The organism is Jeotgalibacillus sp. R-1-5s-1, assembly GCF_004405105.1.
Classification (GTDB): Bacteria; Bacillota; Bacilli; order Bacillales; family Jeotgalibacillaceae; genus Jeotgalibacillus.
In genome coordinates this window covers 203416-224838 of the sequence record NZ_SORW01000044.1, presented here as the reverse complement: position 1 = coordinate 224838, position 21423 = coordinate 203416, and the positions used below count along the sequence as shown (strand labels likewise).

Here is a 21423-nt window from a genome sequence, read left to right as displayed (position 1 = left end):
CTACCTCCTCAATAAATAAGGTACCGTCTTCATTTCCTTAAGCAATCCTTCCTGCTTCACCACAAGTGCATGTTTTTCAGCTTCTTTTAAAGACTGCCATTCAACGGATTCAATTTCTTCCGGGTTTGAAAGATCAATGTCTCCCCCTTTGATTTCCCCAGAGAAAGTAAAAAACACCGCATGATGATTTGGCTCATCAAAAAAGGCTTCTGTCACACATAGGATATTGCCGACCTTTACCTCATATCCTGTCTCCTCTTTCACTTCACGCTCAGCTGCTTCAGCAAGCGTTTCACCCTGTTCAACCGCTCCGCCTGGCAAAGTAAAATAAGACCCGTTCTTCCCTCTATTCTTCACCATCAACACATTTTCATGATCATCATTCAGTACGACATAAACAACATCTACACGTTTCATATAACCATCCTTTTTTAATTCAACATTTAAAAGCGTAGACTCAGGGTCTGTCCCTTAAGTCTACGCTACCTACCTTCCTCCCACTCCCTCAGCAATTCATTGAGGTTTTCTCCTTGTACGTCTTCAGGGGAGCGGCCGTCAATAGAACTGGCCGACCCTGAGATGCCTTCTCCTGTTGGAGATGAGGTGCCGCCGATGATTTGATCATTGAGCATAAAGACCCTGACTTCGACTTTGTCCCCGAAGCCTTCCTGATCTGAATAAATTTCATTAAGTGGATGATCTTCTACAAGGAAGATTTGCTGTGTGATTTCTTCCCCGAAGTATGGCTCTGGTGAAGTTGATTGCACTGCCCAGATGAAATTATGAGGCATGTTGCCAAGATCACCTTTTGTAAATGAGTACGGCTGACTGCCTTCGTATGACTTTACGTCGTATCCAAGATCGATTAAATGCTGCTGTGCCGTTTCAGCGTTCTCGTCTAACTGAGTGCAGCCAGCGAGACCAAGGAAAAGTATAAAAAACAACACCCTTTTCAAAGTCATTCCTCCCGGATCATTTTTACATCTAAAAGACAGTCAGGAATCACACCCACCACCTGCTCTGTGGCAGCAGTTTTGTCTGCACACCTGCTTGTTCAAACCATTCCTTCATGAGTGTCTTTTTCACAAGATATTCTGAGGCTGAATGAGAGACGCCAATCAGTGACATGCTGGTTTCTTTCACATAATGCATGATTTGGCTATATTTCATTTGTCCATAGTTATTATCAATATGGCAGTGAATTTCACCCGATATATATGCCTGTGCGCCTCTTTTTTCAGCTTCCTGTATCCAGTCCACCTTGTCACCGCATGCGGCCACTACCGCAATTTTTGTTATGGACTCAATCTCACAGCCTTCAAAATCAACATACGGAATCTCAAAAATACCCTTAAGCTTTTTCACAAGCCCTGCAGTGGATATCGGATCAATTTCAACTATATGAATCAGAGGATTTCCAAATTCATCAGGTTCAAAACCATCTGTAATGGTTCCCTGTAATTCTGCGATAATGGCTCTGCTCGTATTTAACACGGGATGATAATCCATCGGAATGTGACATGTGTAAATGGATAGCTTTCTCCGTCTGATTTCAGTTAGATAATAACCGTCTATTGGAACAAATCCTTTGCCTGATACACCAAGTGGATCCCCACATTCCATCACAAGCGGGTGATGCATAAATAACAAATCTCCTTCTTGTCCCTCTTGTAAAAACCGTTCCAGTACTTCCTCCGTTGGAAATACAGCCAGAAAAACGGACTGAACCTCCGGCGCCCCTTTTATCATCAGTCCGTTAAATAGCTCATTGAATTCCTTCTCAAAATAAGACTCCCAACCTGGCGAGTACACCTGTGGTATAAAACGGCTGAAGGCTGGGTCCTTGCCGTATTGATGAATAGAAAACTCTTGATTTAATGCTTGCGTCAGCTGTGAAAGCTTCATTCTTACACCCCTTTATTTAAGCCGACTTCACAAGCGCGCCACTTCTTCTTGCGGCGTATTCCATCACTTTTACGATTAAAATTGCGACGGTCAGATAACCGAGACCGATCAGTGCTTCTTTCATTAAGAGACTTTGGACGTTGTAGGCTTCCAGTCCGTAAAGGGTTCGAAGCGCTTCAATGCCGTGAGTCAGCGGCAGTATTCTGGAAATGCTCTCGATCCAGGCCGGTAAAAGATGCGCTGAGAAGTGAACGCCACACAAAATTTGCAGCCCGCCGAGGACGAGATTTAAAAACAAATTGATGTTTGAAAACAGCAGACTCAGGCACGCAAAAAACAGACTCAATGACAGAACCGAAAAGGTCACAACTAACACGATAAGCAGCAAATTCCCTAATTCATCCCAAGGAATATTGACCTTGAACAGCAGCTGTCCAATCAACAATCCAAATAAAAAAACAAACAGTCCATCAGCTAACGGCACAATTGATTTTCTGAAAATGACCACAAACGTATTCATGGGTGCCGCAATATTCAGCTCAAGTGTGCCAAACCGGCGCTCCATCCTGAACATCGTAATGAAATTGATGATCATGATTTGGGCAGCGTAAAAAGCGATGTTACCTATGATGATGTAAGATAAATAACCTGATCCGACAAGTGCGCTTGCAATCGCCGCAATGAATACATAATGCAGCATTGGATCAATAAGGCGAAAGAAGAAAAACAGTCTGACAGAATGAAAGGAATACAGTGCTTTAAACGATAAATACGAAAATCCATTTAACCTACCCGTCATCACATCACCCCCCAATTCCCTTTACTCCGGAGCGCGATCTCAATGCGTCTATAAAATAATAATCCAACAATTAAGTACACCCCACTCAGTAAAAGTGAAAAACCGGCCTGCTGATACACCTCAGATGACAAACTGAGCGAGCTATAGACAGCCTCCACTCCCCAGGTCATCGGAATGCAATAAGCCAGCACCTGCAAAAACAGCGGGAAGCTTTCAACTGGCAAGAAGACACCACAAAGAACGATCAGCGGTGTGAGAATCAAATTCTGAAAAGCAAACACATTTTCAAAAGCTGAGAAAATAAACGCCAGCATTAAGCCAATCACACTGAGAGAAAATACGAGAACGAGAACGCTCCCGAAAAACAGCCAGACATTCGGAATATGAAGGTCAAAACGAAAAATCACAATACTGTAGATAAACGTAATGACCATGGAAATAAGGGCAATGACAGCATTACTCAGCACTTTTGACAGAATCACTGAAAACAGCGAAACAGGCGCTACAACAAGCATTTTCAGCGTGTCACTCCACTTCTGGCTGACGAGTGCAGAGCCGGATGAATAGAGCACATAGCTCCACATACTGATAATGGCTGAAGCAACAATAAAACGTTCCACTTCTATTCCCTCTCTCATTTGCCCGAGAAAATAAGTAATGGTCAGGAAAACAAGCGGTTGAAAGAACAATAGAAATTGATACATTTTATTATTGAAGTTTGTAAAATATTTAATCTCTCTCATTAACAATTCAGCTGAGTTCATCTTCACCCAAGCTCCTTCATATGAGAGATATAAGCATCCTCAAGTGACATTTCCTTTTGAATGACGTGAACGACTTCACCATATTTAGAGAGGATCTGTTTGATCTGATGAATGTCCATTTCTTTCATTTTCACTTCAAATGTAATGGAATAAAACAGCTGCTTCAGTTCTTCCATTGTATGAATGGAAATCGTCTGCTCTTTCTCGATTTTTTCTATCTCCTCCATTTGAACAATGGCTTCAAACATTCTCGTGTGTCCACTGCTTCGCTTAATCTCCTTTGCACTTCCGATCAGACTGATTTTCCCGTCTTTAATAAAGGCAATTCTGTCACAAAGCTCATCCGCTTCCTGCATATAGTGGGTCGTCAAAATAATCGTAATGCCATCCTTCTGGAGCTTTTGAATCAGGCTTCGAAGCATCCGTGCGCCAACCGGATCAAGCCCGATGGTCGGTTCATCCAGAAACAAAAGCTTCGGCGAATTGATCAGACAGCGACTGATATGTAAACGTTGAATCATCCCTTTAGAATAAGTATGTATCTTTTTATCCGCGGCCTCCGTCAGTCCAACCAGCTCCAGCAATTCAGCAATCATGCTGCGCTGTTCCTTTCGCGGAATTTTATATAACGTACAAAAATAGTTCATATATTCAGTTGCAGTCAACCTGCCGTAAACACCACGTTCCCCACCGTAAACAAAGTTAATTAGCTTACGGATTTCATGACTCTCAAGATGGACGTCATAACCAAATATTTCAGCCCTTCCCTCTGTCGGCAAAAGGAGTGTTGTCAGCATCTTAATGGTCGTCGTTTTCCCGGCACCGTTCGGCCCAAGCAGACCGAATACTTCTCCTTTCTTCACTTCAAAGCTGATCCCATCCACAGCCTGTTTGACCTGTCCCTTTGTTTTAAATGACCTGGCTAAATTTTCAACCTTAATAACCGTTTCCACCCATTCTCCTCCTAAAGAAATTTCTTACAGTAATTATGAAGGTTCATTTTCAGCTGCGTCAATGTATTTTCAATATTCATATCATTTGAACAAAAAAAGCATTTGATTATTTTGGCTTCATTGACAGCATGAAGTGTAGCCACTACCATTAAACTGCAGTAAAAAACCATTTTAATGGAAAGCGGTGAAAATGATGGAACAGGTTTTAATCAAAGCAAGAGAGGTTGCCTCAAAAGTGGTGGTTGAGGCTGGACAGGCTGCACTGTCGGCATTTGACCGTTCGGTGCAGGTTACAGAAAAGGATGAATTCGGTGATGTGGTGACGGAAGCGGATCACGCAGCGGAGTCGATTATTCTAAAGCAGCTATCGAAGTCATTTCCGGACCATGCGATTATCAGTGAGGAATCAGGTCACAATGACGTGAAGAGTGACTGGACCTGGCAAGTGGATCCGCTTGATGGCACGAACAACTTTGCGATCGGCCTGCCCGTATTTTCATCCTCTATAACTTTAATACATAAAAATCAGCCGGTTCTTGGCGTGATTTATGAACCCGTCATTGACCGGTTGTATGTGGCAGATACACTCGCAGGTGCGTCCTGTAACGGCCAGACGATGCAGGTCCAAAAGCGCCAGAACCCTAACCGCTTTACCATCGCCTGGATTCAGGGACATGCCGTGCGAAACGAAGCCAAAGCCGTCCAGCTTCGCCAGCACCTAGACCTGAACTGTAAACGCATGCTACGTACATGGGCACCAACCTTATGCTGGGCACTGCTGGCTAAGGGTGAAATTGATGGGGTCGTGCTCTACAATTCCGAAGGAGAAGACCTCTACTCAGGACTACTCATGGTCCGGGAAGCAGGCGCACTCGTATTCGACTTCGATGGCAACGAGTTCACAGGCATCAAATCCGACACCCCTTATTTTATCGCCTGCCACCCGGAAAATCGGGGTTACTTTTTGGGATTGGTGAGGGAAGGGTTGGGTTTATAAGGTTTAATTCATTTCCATATTCATACACATAATTGACTTATTTTACATCTCTCCTCGACTTTAATATTGATATAGTTAAGATGAGTCTACTTACCTATTTTTCAAAAGAGGAGTGTCAATATGTCACCTGGTTCCATGATATCTTTAAGCAGTTCATCATTATACGCTTCGTTCATTTTATATTTAATTGCCATTATTCCTTTTGGTATTGCCGTTCGATCACGGAAAAAGGTTGCGGTTAAAATAGGCATGACCTTGACAGTCATTGGGTTTCTGGCACAGCTGAATTACTTTGTTTTCAGGTGGATGGCAGCCGGCCACGCACCGGTGAGCAACCTGAATGAGTTTTTAACCTTCTTCGGCATGATGCTGGTGGGAAGCTTTTTTGTTTTTTATTACCTTTACCGCCAGGCAGTCGTTGGATTGTTTGTATTGCCTGTTTCATTACTAATCATTGCGTACGCAAGCATGTTTCATAATGACGTGTCTCCGCTTATTCCAGCCTTACAAAGTCACTGGTTAACAATTCACGTCATGACGGTCGCCATTGCCAGTGCCGTATTATCAATTTCTTTTATCACAGGGCTCATCTACTTGTTGAAAAAAGTGAACACGCACGAAAAAAGCAAAAGTTCTTTCTTTTTAGAGTTGGTCTTATATTTTATGGTTGTTGTAATAGGTTTTATATTGGTTACTTCTTCATTTAGAATCATGGATTATCAGGCAAGCTATCAATTTGAAAATATGGATGGAGAAATGCAGGTGTACGATTATCAAATGCCCGCCATCGTCCTGCCAGTTGATTCAGAGCCTGTTCATGTGTTAGAGAATTCACCGGGAAGCTATGAACCAGCGAGTCATTTTAGTGGGGGAATTGAAATCCTAAACATCATTGACGCTGCTAAACTAAATTCCGTCCTTTGGTCATTCCTTGCCGGATCCATCCTTTACTTCTTCATCCGGATCATTACGAGGAAAAAGATTGCTCAACTGCTCCAGCCATTTACGCATAAAGTCGACTTATCTTTAATGGATGAGATCTCTTATCGCTCAGTCATGATCGGTTTTCCTTTATTTGCACTCGGCGGACTTTTCTTTGCCATGATTTGGGCCCAGATTGCCTGGACCCGCTTCTGGGGATGGGACCCTAAAGAAGTGTGGGCCTTAATTACCTTCCTGTTTTACGCTGCCTTCCTCCATCTGCGTCTTGGCAGAGGCTGGGCGGGAGAACAAACAGCCTGGCTCGCCATCATCGGATTTGGCACCATTGTTTTCAATCAGGTCTTTGTCAACCTGGTCATCGCTGGTTTGCACTCTTATGCGTGATTTTTAAGGGAGGATTTTTAGAATATGAGACCTATTCTAACAAAAGAGATTAGTCTAATCAGTTTTAAAGATTTTTATTGGTTGAAAGAGGAATTACAGTCTTTTTGTAGAGAAAACGGTATAAGCACTTCCGGTTCAAAGATAGAGATTTCTGATCGGATTGAAACGTTTCTCCTTACAGGAAAGATAGAACAGCCAATTAGAAAATCAAAAGGAAATATCAAGTCGGAGCCACAGGTGGAGTTAAGTCTTGATACAGTCATTCTAGAAAATCATCGATGTAGTCAGAATGTGAGAGCCTTTTTCAAAACCGTGATCCCTCACTTTCATTTTTCTACCTATATCCAAAACTATTTAAAAAACAACATCGGAAAAACGTATCGAGATGTTGTAGATGCCTGGTATAAGGAAGAAGAACGAAAGAAAGACCCGTCGTATAAGAAGGAAATTGCTCCTCAATTCGAATACAATCAGTTTATTCATGACTTTTTTGCTGACCCAAATAATCAAGGAAAAAGTCGCGAGGAAGCGATTGAAGCCTGGAACAAGATCAAAAAACTTCCTGGCAGCAACAAGTACATTCATTAATGGAAACATAGGGACGTATATCTTGTTTCGTTCGATGTACGAAACAAGATATACGTCCCTTTTTGAACAGGCAGATGGGATTGACGGGCCTGAGCTGGATCCCTTCACTCGCTTGAGTTATTCAGGCTTTTGAAAAATTAATTCCCTCGTTTCAAAATTTGATTCCTTCTTACTGGATTTTTATTCGTTCACTAGACCTTCGAGCGGTTGTTTTTCCTTCACTCCAGACTTGGATTCCTTCGTTCTCTTATCCGGATTCCTTCACTACTGACAATAATTCCTTCACTCCGTAACCACCCCAGTGACCGTTTGACGCGAAGCCGTGCCGGTAAATTGCGAGCAGTTGGTTTCGCGGCAAACTTGATCGGCGGGCTTTTGTATCGTTCTCAACATTCATTCAATCGTTTCAATTTTTTTATGTATCGAGCCATTAAATAAATGTTCTGTTCTAAAAAATATTTGTATCGTTGACAATGTGAACGACCTTAATTGTCTCGCTGCAAAAGCTTTTTGTACTGTTTCAAATTATTATTGTATTGTCCCACAAATGATTTGTATCGATCCTTTTGACGCGAAGCCCAACTGACTGATCACATAAAGCTGGTTTCGCGGCAAACTAAGAGAAACACAAGGACGTATATCTTGTTTCATTCGACATGTTCACTTACAGCCCCACCACCTTCCACTCACGAACAAACCCACGATAAAACTGAAACAGAAATGCACCCTTCAATATCAATAAAACAGCCGTCAGCGTCACCGAGACACCCGGAACTGCCTGGAATAAGAAGTAGCTGACTGCTACCAGAGTAAAAATTAACATCAACCCTGCACAAATGGTTTTTAACTTTCTAACAGATACTGAGCTGTTTTCATCCTCCTCAACAACTTTAATCAGCATGGAAATAATCACAAACACCATGAACATACCCGTGATCATCAACGCCAGTCCAACGACTGTAATGATGGCCCAATCTGTATTCAATGGAAGATGAACAGGTGAGTACCCGAAAACGCTCAGCAGAAAAAAGACCGCGCTATGAATGATCATGAACAGGACGTATGGCTGGATCTTTGATGCCCCGGTATACTGCTTTTCCATCACCCTGATCCCGGACCAGATCAGCGCATATCCAAGTATATTGCACAAGTAATCGATCACACCGAGATCAAGAAAGTTAAGATTCGGATTGAAAAAGATCAAAAGTAACCCCCAAAAGATGTTAACCATGCATTCTCCCCCTTAATGAAGTAAGAGTGTAGACATGAGGACAGACCCCATGTCTACACTCTTTTTATTCTATGGCAATCTCAACGCGATGCCCATCAAATTCCAAAGTTTTCATATCATTCTTTTGTTCAAATTTGATGGTTTTCAGCAGCAGGTTGTTTTCGAGTAGCTGCTGGTGGGTGGTGATGACGTGTTTGATTTGGTCGTTTGTATGGAAGCTGAGTGTGACGCGCTGGTCGACGGGAAGGTTGAGTTCTTTCCGGTATTGCTGGACGCCTCTGATTAGTTCCCGTGCGAGTCCTTCTGCTTTCAGTTCCTCTGTTAAGACAGTGTCAAGCAGGACGGTGTAGACGGCATTGGAGGCGAGCTCGAGTCCTTCGTCTGCCTGCTGGCGGATCTGGAGATCTTCTGCTTCAATTCTCTCTCCTTCGACGTCCGCATACCCCTTCTGCGCAACGCCCCTCGCTTCCTCTGAGCTCAGCTGCTGCAGTGCTTTTTGAACCGCACCGACTTTTTTGCCGAGCTTCGGTCCTGCGGTCGGGAAGTTCAGCTTCACTTCGTAGCGTACAGCCTCACCCGCTTCCTGACTCAGCTCTACCGCTTTTACATTGATTTCGTCCATCACAATCGCTTCATATTTTCTCAGCGGATCGGTTTCTTCTTTTGACCCGATCAAGGTCACTTTTGCGAGCGGCTGCTTTGTTTTCAGGTTTGTTGTATTGCGCAGCTGACGGGACAGCTCCACGACCTGCAGCACACGATCCATATCCGCTTCAAGCTGTTCATTGACCAGATTCAGGTCAGCCTGTGGAAATTCTGATAAGTGCACACTTTTTCCAGTCAAGTGTACGTGAATATCCTCTGCGATAAACGGTGTAAAAGGTGCCAGCAGACGACTCACATTTACAAGGACAGTGTGGAGTGTGTGATAGGCAGCGCGCTTATCATCGTCTAACCCCTCTCCCCAGAAACGGTCGCGTGAACGTCTGATATACCAGTTGCTCAGCTCATCTACAAACACAGACAGCTCCCGTGCACCTGCTGTAAAGTCGTAGTCATCCAGATGCTTTTTCACCTTCACCGTTACTGTATTCAGCCTCGACAGCACCCATTGATCTAAAAGTGCCTGCTCGCCTTTCCCATGAACAGCCGGGTCAAAGCCGTCGATCTCTGCATAAAGCGAATAGAACGAATGAACGTTATGCAGTGTATCAACAAGCTTCGATTTTGCCTGTGCAACAAGATTTGCTGAAAAACGCTTGTTGTTCCATGGTGCACTATCAGCTAAAAGCGCCCAGCGCAGTGCATCTGCTCCGTATTGTTCGACCAGCTCCATCGGATTGATGACGTTGCCTTTACTTTTAGACATTTTACGGCCGTCCTCATCCAGGATATGTCCGAGTGACAGCACGCGTTTATAAGGCGCTTTCCCAGTGAAAAGCGAGGAAACGGTCAGCAGGCTGTAAAACCAGCCGCGCGTCTGATCGACCCCTTCAGCAATCACATCAGCCGGGAATTGCTTTTCAAACAGCTCTTTATTTTCAAACGGGTAATGATACTGGGCAAACGGCATCGAGCCGCTGTCAAACCAGACATCAATCACCTCTTTTGTGCGCGTCATGGACCCTGCACATGATGGACACGTCAAGGTGATCCGGTCCACGTAAGGCTTGTGCAAATCAAGGTCCTCACTGATTTCCTGTTCGGCATGATGCCTTAGATCTGCCACGCTGTCAGGTGCATGCTGATGCCCGCAATCCTCACATACCCAGACATTCAGCGGCGTGCCCCAATAGCGGTTCCGCCCGAGATTCCAATCGACCATACTATCAAGGAACTTACCGAAACGGCCGTCTTTCATATGCCCCGGGTGCCACTCGACAGACTGATTATTGGCAATGATCGTATCCTTAATCGCGGTTGTTTTGATAAACCAGCCCTCCATCGCATAATAAATCAGGGCAGAATCACAGCGCCAGCAGTGCGGGTAGCTGTGCTCATATTTCTCTTTTTCAAACAGGCGGCCATTCTCAGCAAGCAGCTTGATGATCGCCACATCCTGATCCTTCGCCTTTTCCCCTGCAAATGGGGTCACTTCAGCTGTGTAACGTCCTGCTTCATCGACTACTTTGACAAAATCAAGCCCGCTGTCCTTGATCGCCTGATAATCGTCCTCACCATGCGCCGGAGCCAGGTGAACGATACCTGTTCCGCTGTCATCCGTGACAAAATCAGCAGCGATGACTTCGTGTCCTTTTTCAAGCGTAAGATATTGCAATGGTGGCTCATAAGATAACCCGGTGAAGTCACTTCCTTTATGCTCGCTCACGACTTCAAAGCTGTCTTTAAAAACCTTGTCTGCAAGATTTTTCGCGACGATATAAACCTCTTCACCCTGCTTCACTTTTACATAATCGAGATCACGATTCACAGCTAGCGCTACATTAGATGGCAGCGTCCACGGCGTTGTGGTCCAGCCAAGGAAGTATTCATCTTCGGTCCCTTTGACTTTAAATTTTGCCGTTACAGAAAGGTCCTTCACATCCTTGTAGCCCTGTGCAACCTCATGTGAGCTGAGGGAGGTCTGACAGCTCGGACAGTATGGGACGACCCGGTGTCCCTGTTCTAAAAGACCGCGTTTATGAATACTCGAAAGGATATGCCAGACGCTTTCGATATAGCGATTTTCCAGCGTGACATATGGCTTCTCCATATCCACCCAGTAGCCAATCGCGTCGGTAAATGTTCTCCACTGCCGCTCGTAATCGAAAACACTTTTCTTGCACTCCTCAATAAATTTTTCCACACCATATTCCTCAATCTCACGTTTACCGGAAAGGCCAAGCTTCTTCTCCACTCCAAGCTCAACCGGCAGGCCATGCGTATCCCACCCGGCTTTTCTTAAAACCTGATAACCGCTCATCGTTTTATAACGCGCAACAAAATCCTTGATCACACGGCCCAGCACGTGACCGGCATGCGGCAGACCATTCGCCGTTGGAGGGCCTTCATAAAAGACAAAGGTCTCTTTTCCCTCCCGCTGATCAATCGACTGCTGAAAAACCTGCTGCTCGCTCCAGTAGTCCTGAACCCGCTTCTCACGCTCCGTTGCCGTCTCCTGCATTTGACTTCTAACCATATCCGTTCCTCCTTTTTTGCATACAAAAAAGCCCGCCCCTAAACAAACGTTAGGGACGAGCTTAGCCCGCGTTACCACCCTGATTCCCGGAAAACATCCCGGACACTCATTCAACGTACCATCATACGCGTTCCTTGTAACGGCGGAATCCCGTCGGCACCTAAACACACTCAGCACCGCTTCTCGGAGAGGATCTTCACAATCGCCTGAACACTGACTCACACCAACCGTCAGCTCTCTTTGCTTCAGCACCATCGCTACTCTTTCTCGTCATCGAATGTTAAACATTGGGTTTTGTTAGACATAGCTTATGCTAAGTCGTTGGAGATTGTCAAGAGATGGAGAGTCGCGGGGACGGAGCGGCCGTTCCTTTCGCCAGGCTCTGTCCCCCTTTATTGTAGGGTTTAGGGACAGACACTGACTCTACGGTTGTGTGGAACAACGGAACGATACATTTCCATTTTGAAACAGTACAATTATGATGGCTAGCGATACAATTCAAGTGTCGAACAAAACAAAAACTCTCTGGTAAAAGGTGAACGATACAATAAAAATCTGGAACGATACATATATTTTCTGGAACACGACAATAAAAAGTTGATTCGATACAAAAACTGCCGTGAACCGTACATTCCCATTTAGCGTAGACCCAGGGACAGACCCCCACTCTTCACTCAGCTCATCTTCATCCATTCAAAATAAACAAAGTCATCGTCCTCATGTGTCCTGCGGAAGCCGTTCTTTTCCATGACGCGCTGGGAGCCGATATTGTCCGGAGTTGTTTTGCCAATCATCCTCGTTACGCTCAGGTCTTTCCTGAGAAGCTGCTCAAGCGCAGTAGACGCTACCCCTTTTCCTGCATCAGACTCACCAATGCGATAGCCAAGAAAACCGCGTGCGTTTTTAATCTCAACGACATTCATCCGGCCAATAACCCGGCCACGATCGTTTTTGATCAGATAAAATTCAGACTGTCCTTCAAGCTGCTCATTTAACAGATACTGGTACTGCTCCCGGAAAAAGTCCTGTTCAAAATAGTCATCCCCTCTGTCCGGAATAAACCGGGCGAAATAAGCACGGTTCATTTTTTCAAACTCATAAACTGCTTTTAAATCAGCATCGTTCAACGCTACAAGAAAAATATTCATCTTCACACCAACTTTTTAAACGGATTATGAAACTTTTTCCTCATTTTAGTATACTAATGACTATATCAGGAAAAAGCGATGAAAGGATAGAGGAAGTTGAGATTCTCATTTGTAAAAATTGAAGTATTACTCCCTGAGGACATCATAATTCCGTTACGAAACCGTCTGAATGATGCCGGCATTTTGCATGTCGGACATTACGACCATGTTCTGTCCTATACTCATACAAAAGGCTACTGGCGGCCACTAAACACCGCCAAACCTTTCAACGGAAATCAAAACGAAATATCCTTCGGAGAAGAATGCAAAATGGAGTTCAGATGCCCAATTGACAAACTTGCACTGGCAAAACAAATCGTTAAAGACATTCACCCATACGAAGAAGCAGTAATGTACATCATTCCGTTGTTGGATTAGCGTAGACTTGAGGTCTGTCCCTGAAGTCTACATTTACAAAATATATAGGAGGCAAAAAAATAATGGGTTATTTAAATCTTGGAAGCTTACTACTCGGACTGATTGCGTGGGCAATTCCACTTGTGTTCCTGGCATCAAGGAAACCTAAAATATCAATATCCATGACAATTTTTGCGAGTTTCACTGCCTGCACGATCGCACTTCTGTTCCAATTTCTTTACGAACAGCACCTGGTGAATATCGAAGACTGGTCCGCACTCTCAGAAATCAGAGCCGTGGTTGTAGCGTCATCAGTCCTTATTGCTTTCACAATATTATTTAATGCATTTGCACTTGTTAGACATCAACGCAGCATGAAGAGAACAGCGTAGACTTGGGGTCTCTTTACTGTAGAGTTGGGGTCTGTCCCTGAAGTCTACAGTAAACTGCCCCCTGTCAAAAAGGAGTGAAAAGTGATTTTAAAGCCTTCGTTTTTAGATGTAACTATCTTGTTTTATGGGTTTTTACTTTTATTCAGCTTGGTCATGGGGATTGATATTAATGTGAAAAATCTCATCATTATTTTAATCTTTTCTGCTGTTTTCTGGATATTAACTGTCCAACAATACAAAGTAAGGAAGAAGTTTAGAAAATAATGATAGTTTGAGGTAGCTTGAATTATCCTTTTTTCTTATCCACACCGATCGTTGCAATCTTCAAAGAAACGGAGTGAATTGTTTGAAAAGAATCTGGTTTATCTTTTTCATCTTATCTTTCGCTCTCTTCATTGCCGGATGCATCAATGAAAATACAGCGGAGTGGTTTGACACACAAAATGAAGCGATTGAATCTGGCTTGGCACAAGAGGGGGCTGGTCTTGAATCAGTTTTAAGCACAGAGAAATTTCAAGGTGAAACATTTGTTTTCTATGAAAGTTCAAGTGGGCTTGGCATTGGAAATATCATTGAAAAAGATGGTGCATACAGTTGGAAAAGAACCGATCCGATCGTTAACTTTGAAGTTGAGGGCGAGTTACCTTACTCTACTGCCGCATTTCCATTTCAAACAGACAGTGGAATATCCGCCTCTATTCTCACTGGCAAAGCTTTCGATCACACCATTCAGGAAATGAAGCTTTCAGGGGATGGTGAAGAAAGAAACCTGAGGCTCCGTGGTGACGATCGATTCTTTTACGCCCTGATCAAAGTACCCTACGAGGAAATCTCACTCACTCCGGTTCAATAGATTGATTAATCGTGTAGAGTTGGGGTCTGTCTCTGAAGTCTACACAACAGCAGAAAGCAAATTGAGAGGTAACAGTTATGAATATAATGATTCGGACCGCCAAACAAAATGATTACAAGTCACTACTGCCTTTATTTAAGCAGGTACACGATTTTCACGTTTCAGCAAGGCCGGATATATATAAAGAGAATGCAACCCCAGTTGAACAGGCGTTTTTCGAAAGTCAGCTACTGGATGATAAACAGCATATATTTGTCGCTGTGATTGCTGAAGATATCGCTGGTGTGATCGTGACGAAGGAAGAAGAAATAAATGAGAATACTTTTGTTAAGGCAAGGAAAGTTTTATACATACAGAGTTTATGCGTTTCTGAAATCCATAGAAAAAAAGGAATCGGTAAAAAGCTGACAAAATACGTATTTGATTTTGGAAGAAGTCTTGGAGTTAGCAGTATTGAATTGGGTGTGTCAGAGGCAAATACATCCGCAATTGAATTTTATGAATCGCTCGGCATGACGACGATGAGTCGTAAAATGGAGTTTAAATTTAATGAATGAGACGAGATAATCATTTGTCGTCATAGAAAAAGGAGCCCGTATATCAGGACTCCTTTTGAACATGTTAGTCTTATTCAGCAGACAATTCACTCTCTGTTACCCATTTGTGGTTTGTGACTTCTTCTCCGTTTTCAAGTGTGAAGTCGACCATGTAAACGGTGGTTTGTTCAGCGGAGTCGATTTCAGCTGTAGCGCCTTCCATGCCTTCCATGTGTGTGGCTTCGACGGTTACTTCATCGCCTTCTTCGTAAGGTTCTTCCTGTGCATCTGCGATTTCTTCATGGATGATCCATTTGTGGTCTTCTACGCGTTCGCCACCTGTGGTTGGATCATAGGAAATGGTGTAGACGACTGTATCATACGCGCCAACAATCGTTGCTTCTGCTCCCTCCATACCTGGCATATGTGCATCAGTAATAATGGCTGTGCTGCCTACTTCAAAGGCCGGATCAGCTGCTTCCTCGAGTCCTTCAGGCACCTCACCTGAACCGGACATCTCCATGCCGGAGTGATCCATGTCAGAATGATCCATGTCAGAATGATCCATTTCTTCAGATTCCATTTCCATCATCTGATCTTCATTTGCTTGATCATCAGCTCCGCAAGCAGCTAATAATGCACTGACTGCTAAAATACAGGCTCCAGTTAAAAACGTATTTTTTATTTTCAAGGTTGTTCCCTCCATCATAAATGTTTTCGATTTCATTATACCCCTTATACGTATATTTGAACACATCCTCTGGTAAAAATGATCAAATATTCGTTTATCTTATAAATAGTCGGGAATTCCTACACTAGTACTTATTTTAGAGGAGGAAATGAAGATGAGCCATCAATTTGAAGACTGTCTGAAAGCCTGCCAGGAATGTTTGGAAGCCTGTAATAGGTGTTTTTCCGCCTGTTTGAATGAAGAGGATGTTAAAATGATGGCGGCGTGTATCCGATTGGATCGGGAATGCGCCGATGTATGTCAGCTTGCGATCACAGCTATGCAAACGAACAGCCCGCACGTGAGAGAAATCTGTGGATTGTGTGCAGAGATTTGTGACGCGTGTGCTGATGAGTGCGCCAAGCATGATCATGACCATTGTCAGGCATGTGCTGAAGCCTGCCGCAAGTGTGCCGACGCCTGCCGTCAGATGGCAGCATAACTCCAGCAAGCCATAAAGAGCGGCCTCAGCCGCTCTTTATGGCTTGCGATAATTTTCTGACTGCGGCTTCATTGCGTTCGAATCCTATATAAACGTCTCTCTTTACTTTAATGCCAAAAAACAATTGTTTTGAAAAAACAAAAGCCGGAACAATGCCCGTTCCTGTCACAGCCCTCAGTTCACCTTCCTTGTCAGGCTGATTCGACAGATCAATTTCTGTATAAGGGATGCTTTCTTCCTTCAAGTATTTCTTCGCCTGCTGACAATCCGAACAGGTTGGTCTTGTATAAAGTGTCAGCTTCATGCCGATTCCCTCTTTTCTAATAATTGTTTACACATCTTGATAATCTGGCGTTTCTCGTTTTCGGGTGACAGGGAGACAACTTTTCTTTTTTAACAGAAATCCAGCGGTCCTTTGTAAATCGGATCCATAGCACAATGGCCCGGAAAATAATATCAAGTCCAATTGCGATCCAGACTCCTGCAATCCCCATCTCAAATGTGATCGCGAGAAGATAAACAGCACCTGTACGTATCGTCCACATACCGATCGTTGTCAAATACATGGGAAACTTTGTATTGTTCGCTCCCTGAAATCCACCTGTTAAAACTAACACGACAGCTAAAAACGGCTGGAAGATGGCAGCAATTTTCAATGCAATATCAATATCTGCGATGACCTGCTGATCGTCTGTAAATAAAGTACCTGCCCATCCTCCGAAAAAGAATAGCAGTAATCCGAAAAATGACATGAAACCAATTGCCAGATACGTACTTAATTTTGCATATTCCTTCGCAGCCTGATGATCGTTAGCACCAATATGTTTACCGACAAGGATCGTTGCCGCTGTTGCAAAACCGTAGGCCAGCATGTAAGAAAACACTTCAAGATTTCCGGCAATCTGGTGTGCAGCAAAAGTACTCGTACCCAGTGCAACAATAAATCCGAAATACACGATCTGTCCGGCCCTCATGACAAGTCTCTCCATTGCAGCCGGACTTCCCAGATTCAACAGCTCCAGCTGATGCTCCCAGTCCGGCTTCCAGAAATCTCTGCGAAACGAAACCGTTGATGTTTTGCGTATATAACGGAGTAGTAATACAGTTCCGGCTATTCTTGCCATTACTGTTGCAAGCGCTGCACCGAGAATGCCCATGCCTGGAATCATCCAGAAACCGAAGATAAAAACATAATCCAGCATAATGTTAATCAAGTTAACAGCGATACTGACTTTCATTGGTGACGTCGTATCTCCAGCTCCTCTTAAAATACTGCTCAATGCAAACATCAGTGACATGAAAACAGAGGGTATTCCTACTACCTTAAAGTAAATACTCGCTGCAGCAAGCACCTCTTCTTCGATCCCCATCAGCAAAAGCAGCGGTTCAGCGAAGAATAATGTCACCAGTCCAAACAAGACTCCGAGTAAAACGGATAAGATAACAGCCTGCTGGGCAATATGACGTGCCCTTTCTACTTTGCCTGCTCCTAAATTATTCGCCACGTAAACATTAACAGCGACACCCACTGCCATAAAAACAGCAAAATAAATGGCCAAGATGGCATTCGTTACGCCTACTGCCGAAACTTCTGCCAGCCCGATTTGAGATACAAACAGTGTATCAACAAATCCCAGTACGGTTTGAAAAAAGTTTTCTGCCACTGCCGGAATGGCCAACAGTAGAATGACTTTTATTTTATCCTTTCTTGGTGAAACTTCATCAAGCACCTGTGTTGTGTCCATTTCCTCACTCCCTTTATACCTTTACGGGGTATAAAAATGATTACAGGAAGCCATACAGAATTGTATGGCTCCAGCCTTATTCAGTTACTTCTATAACAAATGGATACACATGGACCTGTTCACCGAACATAAATTCTCCCCATACCTTGTAAATGCCCGGCTTGCTGAAGCGGGTTTCAAAAACGGTTTCATCCTCTGAGGAAGGGTGAACATGAATAAACTCCTCTGCATCCTCATCCAGAATCACCACGTGACCCAATGCGCCAAGATACGGATCAGGCTTCCCATCTTTACTTGTATATGTGAAAACTGTTGGCTCATTTACTTTTAAGGAGTTAACCGAAAGCGCTACAGTGCGTCCATCTACTGTTTTTTCAAACTCTGTATCTACTGAGAGATCATTATCAGCTGAATGATTCTGATGTTCACCCACATGCAGTTCAACAGGTTTGACCTGATAGGCAAGTCCTTTAGGTTTTATATCTACAAAGACTTTATACATTCCGTCAGATAACTCATAGGCCTGCTCAAAAACGCCGTTCTCTTTGCTGACCGGATGAAGGTGACGATACTCACTTAAATCACTTTTCACTACAATTAAGTGAAGGTCTTTTTCATGATTTGTTTCAAGAACCGGCGCATTACCTTCCGGGTCCTTTAGTTCCACCACAATCTTTCCATCCTCATACGCTGCTGTTACAGATACCTCATTTTCAACTGCTGCATGATCGTTATGTGCCGCGTGCTGATGGTGCTGATGATTTTCCATCTGTTCATTCTCCTTTTCATTTTGATTAGCTTCATGTTCATGTGAATCTCCTTGTACTTCCATTGCTGTTTCTTCATGAGCATCAGAGTGGGGCTCTTCTTCATTCCCCACAAAAAGACTATACCCAATTATAACCAGCCCTAAATAAGCTATACCGGAAACAGTCCATATTTTTACTGATTTTTTCATCATCTTCACTCCTGTCATGTTACAGCTTTACTTTTTGAAGTCTCAGCGCATTCAGCACAACGGATACTGAACTGAATGCCATTGCTGCACCGGCAAGCCATGGAGCAAGGAATCCTGCTGCTGCAATCGGTACACCCAAGCTGTTATAGGCAAATGCCCAGAACAAGTTCTGCTTAATATTTCTAATCGTTTTCTTACTCATGAACAGGGCATCCCCGACACTCATCAGATCTCCTCTGATTAATGTAATATCTGCCGCCTCCATCGCGACATCTGTTCCTGTACCGATCGCCATTCCAATATCTGCGGTTGCAAGAGCAGGAGCATCATTAATTCCGTCTCCGACCATCGCCACTTTTTTCCCGGCCTGCTGAAGTTTTTTGACTTCCTCGGCCTTACCTTCGGGCAGAACCTCTGCAATGACACGATCGATACCCACACTTGCTGCAATCGCTTGTGCAGTCTGTGGATTATCACCTGTCATCATAATGACTTCCATTCCCATTTCTTTTAATCTTGAGATGGCTTTGGCAGATGAATCCTTTACAGTATCAGCTACGGCGATAATGCCTGCAAATCCTCCATCAATTGCGATCAGCATTGCTGTCTTGCCTTCTTTTTCGAAATTCGTTACTGTTGATAAATGATCCTCAAAGGAAATATCGTGCTCCTTCATCAGCTTTCTCGTTCCGGCAATCACCTTTTTTCCTGCAACCGCTGCGATAATTCCGTAACCAGGGATGTTTTCAAATTCATCGGTCTTTTCAAGTGAAATTCCTTTTTCTTTGATCCCTTCAACAATCGCTTCAGCCAGAGGGTGCTCTGACGGCTGCTCTGCTGATCCAACCAGGCGCAGCACCTCTGCTTCGTTGTGTCCGGAAGTGAGATACACATCTGTCAATACAGGTTTACCATTGGTTACTGTTCCTGTTTTATCAAGTACAACGGTATCAATCCGGTGTGCGGTTTCAAGGTGCTCGCCGCCTTTAAATAAAATGCCTGCTTCTGCAGCGCGTCCTGAACCTGCCATAATACTTGTAGGCGTTGCTAAACCAAGCGCACATGGGCAGGCGATAACCAGAACGGCAATCAGTTTCTCAAGTGCTCCTGCAAAATTACCCTGGTCAATGACCAGATACCAGACGAAGAAGGTTATAAACGCAATCCCTACAACGATTGGAACAAAAACCCCAGAGATACTGTCTGCGAGCCTCTGGATCGGCGCTTTCGATCCCTGTGCCTCTTCAACAACGCGGATAATCTGTGACAGCGCAGTATCTTTCCCAACCTTGGTTGCTTTGATTTTGATAAATCCATTTTTGTTGACTGTCGCGCCAATGACTTCATCTCCCGTGACTTTATCCACGGGAAGACTTTCGCCAGTAATCATGGATTCATCAAACGCAGATCTCCCTTCCAGAATAATACCGTCCACCGGTACTTTTTCACCTGGTTTTATAGAGATGATGTCACCGGTTATAACCTCTTCGATAGGGATCTGAAGCTCCTGTCCATCACGATAAACAGTGGCTGTTTTTGCCTGAAGACCCATCAGCTTTTTAATCGCTTCAGAAGATCGTCCCTTCGCTTTCGCTTCAAACAGCTTTCCTAAAATAATTAATGTAATCAATACCGCACTCGTTTCGAAATAAAGCTCGACCATATGACCGGTTGATCCGATTGAAAGAACACTCAGATAAATGCTGTAAAAATATGCAGCCGAGGTTCCCAACGCTACCAGCACGTCCATATTGGCACTCTTATTCTTTAGTGCTTTATAGGCTCCTTTGTAAAACTGACCACCCACGATAAATTGAACAGGTGTTGCAAGTGCCAGCTGAACCCATGGATTCATAAACATTTCAGGTAACCATATAAATGATGTGAACTCAAAATGGCTTACCATTGCCCAGAGCAGAGGAACAGACAAAATACTAGAGAAGATAAAACGGCTTTGTTGTCTTGCAATCTCCTTCTCTCTATAATCTGCTTCACCAGTTGCATCCTGTGATTTTTGATGAAGTTCATATCCAAGTTTCTTCACAGCTTTCTGCATATCTGAAAAGGATGTATCTTCCGGGCGATAATGTACCTGGACAGATTCCATGGCAAAATTAACAACTGCTGATTGAACGCCATCCATTTTGTTTAACGTCTTCTCAATTTTGTTTGCACATGCTGCACACGTCATTCCCGTGATACTAAACTCAGCTTTTTGATTCACTACCTTATATCCGAGTGATTCGATTTTTTGCTCCATCTCCCGCAGACTCGTCAGTTGATCATCATAAACGATAGTTGTTTTCTCCACAGCAAAGTTAACCGCAGCTTCCTTCACACCCGTAATTTTCTTTAATCCTTTCTCGATTCTGATCGCACACGACGCACATGTCATCCCTTCAATACGAAGGCTGGCTTCCTTAAAATCACTCATAGTTCTTCACCTCTTATATACCCATATGGGGTATATTTTATTTTTAAATAAATCGTGCTGACTTTATGCAGCACGATTTATTTTGTT

Annotated in this window: 22 protein-coding genes and 1 other annotated feature; of the genes, 8 read left to right on the top strand and 14 right to left on the bottom strand. The window is 43.7% G+C overall.

Annotated features, from left to right (window positions below; translation table 11 throughout):
- The 6 genes from E2491_RS13925 to E2491_RS13900 all read right to left on the bottom strand — a co-directional run bounded on the left by E2491_RS13925 (position 1) and on the right by E2491_RS13900 (position 4421).
- On the bottom strand, positions 1-417 hold the full coding sequence (locus tag E2491_RS13925) for an NUDIX hydrolase (protein ID WP_134376218.1): 417 nt from the start codon (positions 415-417) through the stop codon (positions 1-3).
- 65 nt (positions 418-482) lie between these two features.
- Positions 483-956, bottom strand: a complete 474-nt coding sequence (locus E2491_RS13920) for a hypothetical protein (RefSeq protein WP_134376217.1) — start codon at positions 954-956, stop codon at positions 483-485.
- Positions 957-1002: 46 nt separating this feature from the next.
- Positions 1003-1905, bottom strand: coding sequence for a Nif3-like dinuclear metal center hexameric protein (locus E2491_RS13915; RefSeq protein ID WP_134376216.1), 903 nt, complete (start codon positions 1903-1905; stop codon positions 1003-1005).
- Positions 1906-1921: 16 nt separating this feature from the next.
- A complete protein-coding gene (locus E2491_RS13910) occupies positions 1922-2704 on the bottom strand; it encodes an ABC transporter permease (protein WP_134376215.1) in 783 nt (260 codons plus the stop codon).
- Positions 2704-3468 (bottom strand): ABC transporter permease, encoded by a 765-nt coding sequence (locus E2491_RS13905; RefSeq protein ID WP_134376214.1) that lies wholly within the window; start codon positions 3466-3468, stop codon positions 2704-2706. The genes E2491_RS13910 and E2491_RS13905 overlap by 1 nt, the downstream gene beginning before the upstream one ends.
- 2 nt (positions 3469-3470) lie before the next feature.
- Positions 3471-4421 (bottom strand): ABC transporter ATP-binding protein, encoded by a 951-nt coding sequence (locus E2491_RS13900; RefSeq protein WP_134376213.1) that lies wholly within the window; start codon positions 4419-4421, stop codon positions 3471-3473.
- A gap of 190 nt (positions 4422-4611) precedes the next feature.
- Here E2491_RS13900 and E2491_RS13895 point away from each other — a divergent pair, with 190 nt between their 5' ends.
- From E2491_RS13895 to E2491_RS13885, 3 genes are all read left to right on the top strand, one after another.
- On the top strand, positions 4612-5418 hold the full coding sequence (locus tag E2491_RS13895) for an inositol monophosphatase family protein (RefSeq protein ID WP_244093963.1): 807 nt from the start codon (positions 4612-4614) through the stop codon (positions 5416-5418).
- Between the two features lie 120 nt (positions 5419-5538).
- Entirely contained in the window at positions 5539-6744 is a 1206-nt protein-coding gene (gene ccsB, locus E2491_RS13890; protein ID WP_305778195.1) for a c-type cytochrome biogenesis protein CcsB, read from the top strand.
- Positions 6745-6768: 24 nt separating this feature from the next.
- Positions 6769-7332: a DUF6434 domain-containing protein gene (locus E2491_RS13885; RefSeq protein WP_134376212.1), complete on the top strand. Its 564-nt coding sequence runs from the start codon at positions 6769-6771 to the stop codon at positions 7330-7332.
- A gap of 664 nt (positions 7333-7996) precedes the next feature.
- Here E2491_RS13885 and E2491_RS13880 read toward each other — a convergent pair.
- From E2491_RS13880 to E2491_RS13870, 3 genes are all read right to left on the bottom strand, one after another.
- The gene (locus E2491_RS13880) at positions 7997-8563 is read right to left on the bottom strand and encodes a hypothetical protein (protein ID WP_134376211.1); all 567 of its coding nucleotides are present in this window, start codon (positions 8561-8563) and stop codon (positions 7997-7999) included.
- 64 nt (positions 8564-8627) lie between these two features.
- Positions 8628-11687 carry an isoleucine--tRNA ligase gene (gene ileS, locus E2491_RS13875; RefSeq protein WP_371414483.1) on the bottom strand — a complete coding sequence of 1020 codons (3060 nt, stop codon included), beginning with the start codon at positions 11685-11687 and terminating at the stop codon, positions 8628-8630.
- Positions 11688-11750: 63 nt separating this feature from the next.
- Positions 11751-11985, bottom strand: a binding site (T-box leader).
- A 391-nt stretch (positions 11986-12376) separates the two neighbouring features.
- Positions 12377-12850: a GNAT family N-acetyltransferase gene (locus tag E2491_RS13870; RefSeq protein WP_134376209.1), complete on the bottom strand. Its 474-nt coding sequence runs from the start codon at positions 12848-12850 to the stop codon at positions 12377-12379.
- 96 nt (positions 12851-12946) lie between these two features.
- On the opposite strand from E2491_RS13870, the gene E2491_RS13865 reads away from it, so the two are divergent.
- The 4 genes from E2491_RS13865 (at position 12947) to E2491_RS13850 (ending at position 15048) form a co-directional block, all read left to right on the top strand.
- Positions 12947-13267 (top strand): YqfO family protein, encoded by a 321-nt coding sequence (locus tag E2491_RS13865; RefSeq protein WP_134376208.1) that lies wholly within the window; start codon positions 12947-12949, stop codon positions 13265-13267.
- A gap of 62 nt (positions 13268-13329) precedes the next feature.
- The gene (locus E2491_RS13860) at positions 13330-13638 is read left to right on the top strand and encodes a hypothetical protein (RefSeq protein WP_134376207.1); all 309 of its coding nucleotides are present in this window, start codon (positions 13330-13332) and stop codon (positions 13636-13638) included.
- A 346-nt stretch (positions 13639-13984) separates the two neighbouring features.
- Positions 13985-14491: a hypothetical protein gene (locus tag E2491_RS13855; RefSeq protein WP_134376206.1), complete on the top strand. Its 507-nt coding sequence runs from the start codon at positions 13985-13987 to the stop codon at positions 14489-14491.
- A 77-nt stretch (positions 14492-14568) separates the two neighbouring features.
- Positions 14569-15048 carry a GNAT family N-acetyltransferase gene (locus E2491_RS13850; RefSeq protein ID WP_134376205.1) on the top strand — a complete coding sequence of 160 codons (480 nt, stop codon included), beginning with the start codon at positions 14569-14571 and terminating at the stop codon, positions 15046-15048.
- A 70-nt stretch (positions 15049-15118) separates the two neighbouring features.
- Here E2491_RS13850 and E2491_RS13845 read toward each other — a convergent pair whose 3' ends face one another.
- Positions 15119-15718, bottom strand: coding sequence for a YdhK family protein (locus E2491_RS13845; RefSeq protein WP_244093962.1), 600 nt, complete (start codon positions 15716-15718; stop codon positions 15119-15121).
- Between the two features lie 148 nt (positions 15719-15866).
- Between E2491_RS13845 and E2491_RS13840 the strand changes: the two genes are divergently transcribed.
- A complete protein-coding gene (locus E2491_RS13840; protein WP_371414481.1) occupies positions 15867-16199 on the top strand; it encodes a four-helix bundle copper-binding protein in 333 nt (110 codons plus the stop codon).
- A gap of 25 nt (positions 16200-16224) precedes the next feature.
- Here the strand turns inward: E2491_RS13840 and E2491_RS13835 are convergent, their stop codons facing one another.
- The 4 genes from E2491_RS13835 to E2491_RS13820 form a co-directional block, all read right to left on the bottom strand.
- Entirely contained in the window at positions 16225-16503 is a 279-nt protein-coding gene (locus E2491_RS13835) for a glutaredoxin family protein (protein WP_134376203.1), read from the bottom strand.
- Positions 16504-16519: 16 nt separating this feature from the next.
- Positions 16520-17944: an MATE family efflux transporter gene (locus E2491_RS13830; RefSeq protein WP_134376202.1), complete on the bottom strand. Its 1425-nt coding sequence runs from the start codon at positions 17942-17944 to the stop codon at positions 16520-16522.
- Positions 17945-18020: 76 nt separating this feature from the next.
- Positions 18021-18905 (bottom strand): hypothetical protein, encoded by an 885-nt coding sequence (locus tag E2491_RS13825; RefSeq protein WP_244093961.1) that lies wholly within the window; start codon positions 18903-18905, stop codon positions 18021-18023.
- Between the two features lie 16 nt (positions 18906-18921).
- Complete coding sequence (locus tag E2491_RS13820; protein WP_134376201.1) at positions 18922-21336, bottom strand: heavy metal translocating P-type ATPase; 2415 nt, start codon at positions 21334-21336, stop codon at positions 18922-18924.
- Between the last annotated feature and the right edge of the window lie 87 nt (positions 21337-21423).